General features: G+C 66.4%; 4 protein-coding genes. 1 reads left to right on the forward strand and 3 read right to left on the reverse strand.

The features are described from left to right. The 3 genes from ACTHLF_RS08070 to ACTHLF_RS08080 form a co-directional block, all read right to left on the reverse strand. Positions 1-762: HAD family hydrolase (locus tag ACTHLF_RS08070; protein ID WP_440326412.1), on the reverse strand; the 762-nt coding region annotated here is incomplete at its 3' end. Between the two features lie 207 nt (positions 763-969). After that, positions 970-3,714: a putative bifunctional diguanylate cyclase/phosphodiesterase gene (locus tag ACTHLF_RS08075; protein ID WP_440326414.1), complete on the reverse strand. Its 2,745-nt coding sequence runs from the start codon at positions 3,712-3,714 to the stop codon at positions 970-972. 56 nt (positions 3,715-3,770) lie between these two features. Continuing rightward, on the reverse strand, positions 3,771-4,547 hold the full coding sequence (locus ACTHLF_RS08080) for a TenA family transcriptional regulator (protein ID WP_440326416.1): 777 nt from the start codon (positions 4,545-4,547) through the stop codon (positions 3,771-3,773). A gap of 320 nt (positions 4,548-4,867) precedes the next feature. On the opposite strand from ACTHLF_RS08080, the gene ACTHLF_RS08085 reads away from it, so the two are divergent. Next, positions 4,868-6,916, forward strand: a complete 2,049-nt coding sequence (locus ACTHLF_RS08085; RefSeq protein ID WP_440326417.1) for a M13 family metallopeptidase — start codon at positions 4,868-4,870, stop codon at positions 6,914-6,916. Positions 6,917-6,976 lie beyond the last annotated feature (60 nt).

Genomic DNA, 6,976 nt, shown 5'->3' on the forward strand with positions numbered 1-6,976 from the left:
CCCACCCCCCCACCCCCCCGGTCTGGCCCCACCTGGGGGGGCACCGCCTTTCGCGACACCGCACAGAAGATCATTCCGCACTATCACATAAGCCGTAACGCTAAACGCCTCGCGCCCCATCGACGCCAGCTCGCCCACGCCATCAATCGTGATATCCGGCGGTGTCTCTTCCAGCTCCTTGCCCGCCGCCGCGGCGTAATGCCCCTGCTTCACCCACACGGTGGTGACGCGGTCGCCCATCAGCTTCTTCATCGCGACGAGGATGCGCGGCTTGTCGTCCACCATCACGTAGTGGTCGGCCGGGTAAGCCTTCTGCATGTCATCGAGCATTTCTTCCTTGTGCACGTAGATCAGTACGTCGCCGCGAAACGCGTCCCATAGCCCCGCACGGCGGATCTTGCGCGGCTGGAACACGGTATCGCCGTCGGACATGATCACCGGCCGGCCGAGGGTGCGCAGGTGGTCGATCACCTCGATGGCACCGGGGAAGCGGCGCTCATCAAACGGGTAATCGAGCAGGAAGAAGCTCATCTGCATGAAATCCGGGCTGCTCTGCTTGCCGCGCAGGCGTTGCAGCACGCCCAGATAGTCTGCGTAACCGACTTGCCCGCGGATCTCCTTGTCGATCGCGTTGTAGCGCTCGCGGCCTTCGGTGCCGAAGCGGGATTCCAGCTGCGCGGCGAGATCGGCGCTGAAACGGTCGTTATCGATCAGGGTGTTGTCGACATCGAAGAGAAAGACGATGGGATCGCGGGTGGACACGGGGAATCCTTACGCTGGGACGCTGGGCGGATATATGGGGACAGCCAGCGTGAACCACAGGGGTAGCCGCGGTCTTGTACCGTCACCTCGTAGGAGCCCACCCTGTGGGCGACGCTGTTCGCGGCGGCGCGTGGGGGCCTGTTGCGTCGGGGCGAACGATGTCGCCCACAGGGTGGGCTCCTACGGGAGATGGCGACCGTGGGCGCGTTACGCCCTGCGCGGCGGCACCAGGCTCAGGTGCTTGCCGCTGGTTGCGCCGGGCCTGGGCGCCAGCAGGCGTGCGATGTCGTCGGGGCTGACGGGGCGGGAGTAGAGGTAGCCCTGGCCTTCCTGGCAGCCGGCGCGGAGCAGGAAATCGTGTTGCGACTCCGTCTCGATGCCTTCCGCGATCGTATGCAGCCCCAGGCTGCGCGCGATCGCGACCATCGCCTCGGTGATCGCGACATCGTTGCCGCTGGCCGGCAGGCCGGTGACGAAGCTGCGGTCGATCTTCAGGTACGCCACGGCCGGCAGCTTCAGGTAAGCCAGTGAGGAATAGCCGGTGCCGAAATCATCGATCGCCACCGCCACGCCCAGATTATGCAGGGCCAGCATGGCGCGCTCGGTATCCTCGCCCATGCGCAGGATCGCGCTTTCGGTGAGCTCCACCAGCAGGCGCTTGGGCGGAATGCCGCTCGCCAGCAGGGCCTGGCCCACGCCCGCGAGGAAATCCGGGTGGCTGAACGAGCCGGCCGAGACGTTCACCGCCATGCGCAGCGGCGGCAGGCGCGCGTCATCCCACAGGCGCAGCTGCTCCAGCGCACGCTGCAATACCCACTGGTCGATCTGGCGGATCAGGCCGAGGCTCTCGGCGATCGGGATGAACTCATCCGGCGGAATCATCCCGCGCTCGGGATGCTGCCAACGGATCAGCGCTTCGACGGCGACGATGCGACCCGTCTTCATTTCCACGCTGGGCTGGTACACCAGGTGGAACTCATTGCGCTGCAGGGCCTGGCGCAGCTCGGCCGCAAGCTTCAGGCGGCGGCGCGCATCCGCGTGCATTTTCGGCGTATAGAAGCGCAGGGCGTTGCGCTCCTCCATCTTGGCCACGTACATCGCCGCATCCGCATTGGCGATCAGCGTCACCGCATCGTTGCCGTCGAGCGGATAGCCGGCGATGCCGATACTCGCCGAGACGAACAACTCGTAGTCCCCCAGGTCGAACGGTCGCGACAGCGCGGCCAGCAACGCCTCGGCCAGCACCAGCGCTTCTTCGCGCGATCGCAGGTCGGTGAGCAGCACGGTGAATTCATCGCCACCGATGCGGCCGGCCACGTCATGCGGTGAAAGCAGCGCGCGGATCCGCTCGGCCACGCGGATCAGCAGTGCATCGCCCGTGGCGTGGCTGTAGCTGTCGTTCACGACCTTGAACGCATCCAGGTCGACGAACAGCACGGCGGTCGCACCACGCGCGTGCGCCGCGCGGGTGATCGCCTCGGCGCAGCGACGTTCGAATTCCGAGCGGGTGACCAGGCCCGTGAGCGGATCGTGGGTGGCCATGTGCTGCAGGCGCTGGCGGTCGGCCTTGCGCGTGGTGATGTCGGACACCACCGCCACGTAATGCTGCGGCCGGCCCTCGGCGTCGCGGATGCTACTGATGCTCATCAGCTCCGGATATACCGTGCCATCCGCGCGGCGGCTCTCCACCTCGCCCAGCCAGTTGTCACCCGCCGCGATCTCGTCCCACAGCGACTGCGGCAGCGGCCGGCCATCCGGCAAGGTGCGCGTCGCATCGAGCCGCTTGTTGCGCAGCATGTTCAACGGCATGCCGGTGAGCTTCTGGTGCGCCGCGTTCGTGGTGGTCACGCGGCGATCGGCATCGGCGATGATCACGCCCTCGGCGATGCTGGCCAGCGCTTCCGCGGCGATCTTGCGCTCCAGCTCCATGGCGACGCGGGCGGAGATGTCGCGCACGATCGCCTGGCACACCTGCTGCTGGCCCCACACCACCAGGCTGCTCTGCGTTTCCACCGGGCGGGTGCCGCCATTCGCGGAACGCAGCAGGCCGACGCCGGAATGGGCGGAACCTTCAAGGAACAACGTCGCCAGCGGCAGGCCGATCAGCTCGCCACGCTGGCAGCCCACCCACGCGGCCGCTCGGTGGTTCGCATCGAGGATGGCGCCGGTGGCCTCGTCCACCATGAAAATCGCATCCGCCGCGCTATCGAACAGCAGGCTGTAGCGCTCCTCGGTGCCGCGGATACCGGCGAGCACGCGCCGCGCGAAACGCACCCAGAGCAACGCGGCCAGCAAGGCCACGGCAGTGACGGTGAAAAACAACACGCGCCCCAGCCAGGAGGCGCCGTTCGCAATATCCAGCGAGAAGGCCTTGGCGCGTGGCTCGATGAAACGGTTGAGCTCCTCGATGCGCGCACGCTCACGATCCGCGGCCGTCGCATCCATGGTGCCGGTCTCGTACGCGTGTTCCAGCCGGTCGGCGGTGTCTTCCAGCTCGACCAGGCTGCTATCGACGGAGCGCCATTCGGCCACCGCCTCGCGCACATAAGGCATACCGCTGAAGTGGGCGAAGATGAACACCATGCCCGGGATCGCCTCGGGGATGACCCCGCCGCGGGCGAAGGCATCCTCGACCTCATCGTATTCGTAGTGGCCGCTGGCGATCGCATCGCGCGCCCAGCGGTCGGATGTCAGGACGGCATAATTGCTGCGGAAGCTCTCCAGGTCGGCACGGCGTCCCTGTGCCGCATAGGCGTCCAGGTCGATCACCGCCTGCTTCTGCGCTTTCGACCAGAGACTCTCGCCGTTGAGGAAACCGGCGAGAGTCACCTGGGTCTGCATGGCCACCCAGGTCAGGGCAAGGACGAGCACCGCACCCGCGACAAGCGCGTACGCCAGGGGCCGGAGGCGCCTGGTGAGCGGTTGCAGATGGTTGGATTCAACACGGTGCATCGTCTAACAGATTCCCTTTCCAAGGAGGATAGTGCGCTAACGACCCAACTTGCGAGTTACGCGGCCACCTCGTTCAACGTGCGATACGAGCCGACCACATCCATGCAGCGATCCAGCGTGATAGCCATGCTGACATAGCTGCGACGCACGCACTCCTTGATGTGCTCCACCTGGTCCACCGGGGGGTTGGTCCCCAGCAGGGTGCAGACGATCTCAAGCGCTTCCCACGGATGGGTATCGTCATAAGCGGCGTGAAGCTGAAGCCAGCGCAGGCCGGCTTTGCGGCCCGAAATCGGCAAGCTCTCGGCGTAAGCGTTGCTTTCATAGACAATTTGCGACCAATCGCCGGTCGCCCCTTCCACCGCGTAGTTCGTGGCGGCCATGCTGGCGGCCAGCGAATCGTGCCGGCTGACCTCCTCGCACCAGTCGGCCAGGGCCTGCGAGCCCTTCGGCGGTTCGGCGTTCAGCACCTCCTCGCGCGACACGCCCGCGGATTCCGCCCAGTTCAGCCAGTACTCCGCGTGGTTCTGCTCCACGCGGATGTTGCGCACCAGCCAGCGCCGGGCCAGGTCATCGCCCGGGCTGCGGCCGAAGCGGGTCTTCAGCAGGCTGTGGGCCATATAGCCCGGGAAGCGCTCGATCACCGGCCACACCCCCACCATGAAGTTGCGGGTGGCCTCCGGATCCAGCTGGGCCGCGATCATCTGCGACCACATCTCGTGGCTGACGATAGCCCGACGTGCATCCTCGCAGGACGAAACCATGTCCTGCGCCCAGAGCGGATAGCTGGTGATGTCCATCTGCGGGCCGGTCAGTTCAAAACGTGCATTCATGTCGATCTCCCTAAAGATCACTGCCATTGAGGTTTCAGGGCAGGCCCGGGCGTCCCGCGGCCCGCCCCGCCGGCACCCGTTGCGGGTGCCGAATCGTCATTAGGGCACAAGGGGTCTTCACACGTGTCGTAGCCGATTCGTAGGAGCCCACCCTGTGGGCGACAGCTTTCGCCCGGACGGAACAGGTCCTGTGGCGTTATCGCGCACGGCGTCGCCCACAGGGTGGGCTCCTACCGGCCTTGTAGGCCAATGGTCATGGGCCCGGCCGGGCCTGCGCGGGCTTATCGTTGGCACCTGTTCACCCACGAGGCCGCACGCCCATGAAATCCACGATCCTCGCCGCGGCCATCGCCTGCGGCCTTGCCAGCACCGGTGCCCTTGCCGCCGGCGCGCCCTCCGGCATCGACCTGAAGGGCATCGACCACAGCGTGCAGCCCGGCGATGACTTCAACGGCTACGCCAACGGCGCCTGGATCAAGACCGCCCAGATCCCCGCCGACCGCTCCAGCACCGGCGTGTTCCTGCAGGTCTTCCAGCTGGCCGAGAAGCGCAACGCCGACCTGATCAAGGCCGCCGGCGCCGGTAACCCGGCCGCGGGCAGCAACCAGCGCCTGATCGCCGACTACTACAAGGCCTATATGGATGAAGCCGGCATCGAAAAGGCCGGCCTCACCCCGCTCAAGCCGGAACTCGACGCGATCGCGGCGATCAAGGACCGCAAGGCGCTCTCGACCGGGCTGGGCGCCCAGCTCCGCGCCGATGTCGATCCGATCAACGCCACCAACCTCGACACCGAGCACCTGCTCGGCCTGTTCGTGGCCCAGGGCCTCGAGGACCCCTCGAAGAACGTGCCCTACCTGCTCCAGGGCGGCCTGGGTATGCCCAACCGCGATTACTACCTGAAGACCGACAAGGACATGGCCGAGACCCGGGCCAAGTACGCCACCTACGTGCAGGCCGTCCTGGCCGCCGCCGGTGACAAGGACGCGGCAGCCGAGGCCAAGGCCATCGTCGCCCTTGAGACGAAGATCGCCGAGGCGCACGAGTCCATCGTCGACAGCGAAGACGTGCACAAGGCCAACAACCCTTGGCCGCGCACGGCGTTCGCCACGAAGGCGCCGGGTATCGACTGGGATGCGTACTTCACCGCCGCCGGCCTCACCGACCAGTCCACCTTCGTGGTGTGGCAGCCGAACACGGTGACGAAGCTCGCCGCCCTCGTCGGCAGCGAACCCATCGATACCTGGAAGGCCTGGCTGCGCTTCCACGCGATCAACGAAAACGCGAGCGGCCTCATCGGCAAGAAGTTCGACGACCTCGCCTTCGATTTCTACAGCAAGACGCTGACCGGCACGCCGAAGCAGCGCGACCGCTGGAAGCGTGGCGTCGGCCGCGTCAACGCGGACCTTGGCGATGCCGTTGGCCAGATCTACGTCAAGCAGTACTTCCCCGCCTCGTCGCGCGCGGAAGTGCAGGATATGGTGAAGAACATCCTGAAGGCGTTCGACGACCGCGTCGGCCAGCTGGAGTGGATGACCCCGGCCACGCGCGAGAAGGCCAAGGCCAAGATCGCCACGATCAAGGTCGGCGTCGGTTACCCGGATACCTGGCGCGATTATTCGAAGCTGGAGATCAAGCCGGACGATGCCGTGGGCAACCACATGCGCGCAGGCCTCGCCGAATACGCCCACCAGAAGGCCAAGCTCGGCAAGCCGGTGGATCGTGACGAGTGGTGGATGACCCCGCAGACCGTCAACGCGGTGAACCTGCCGCTGCAGAACGCGCTGAACTTCCCCGCCGCGATCCTCGAAGCGCCGTTCTTCGACCCGAAGGCGGACCCTGCGTCGAACTACGGTTCGATCGGCGCCGTCATCGGCCACGAGATCAGCCACAGCTTCGACAACCTCGGCGCCGAGTTCGACGCCCAGGGCCGCCTGGCCAACTGGTGGACGGATGCCGACCAGAAGCACTTCAAGGAAGCCGGCCAGAAGCTGGTCGCGCAGTTCAACGCGTATGAAGCCCTACCCGGCCTGCATGTGAACGGCCAGCAGACCCTCGGCGAGAACATCGCCGATGTGTCGGGCCTGACCATCGCCTACGCCGCGTACAAGAACAGCCTCGGCGGCAAACCCGCACCGGTCATCGACGGCCTCAGCGGCGACCAGCGCTTCTTCCTCGCCTTCGCCCAGAGCTGGCGTGAGAAGACCCGCGACGCCGCCCTGCGCCAGCAGATCGTCGGCGACGTCCACGCCCCGGGCAACTTCCGCGCCCAGACCGTCCGCAACATCGACCAGTGGTACGACGCCTTCCAGCCCAAGGCCGGGCAGAAGCTCTACCTCGACCCGAAGCAGCGGGTGAAGATCTGGTAAGCCCCCAGGGGCGCGACATCACCGTCGCGCCCCCCGTAGGAGCCCACCCGGTGGGCGACA

It is taken from the genome of Luteibacter sp. (genome assembly GCF_051958795.1).
GTDB lineage: Bacteria > Pseudomonadota > Gammaproteobacteria > Xanthomonadales > Rhodanobacteraceae > Luteibacter.

Coding starts and splice junctions, on each gene's coding strand:
- ACTHLF_RS08075 (WP_440326414.1), bottom strand. CDS start 3,714: ATGCACCGTGTTGAATCCAACCATCTGCAACCGCTCACCAGGCGCCTC.
- ACTHLF_RS08080 (WP_440326416.1), bottom strand. CDS start 4,547: ATGAATGCACGTTTTGAACTGACCGGCCCGCAGATGGACATCACCAGC.
- ACTHLF_RS08085 (WP_440326417.1), top strand. CDS start 4,868: ATGAAATCCACGATCCTCGCCGCGGCCATCGCCTGCGGCCTTGCCAGC.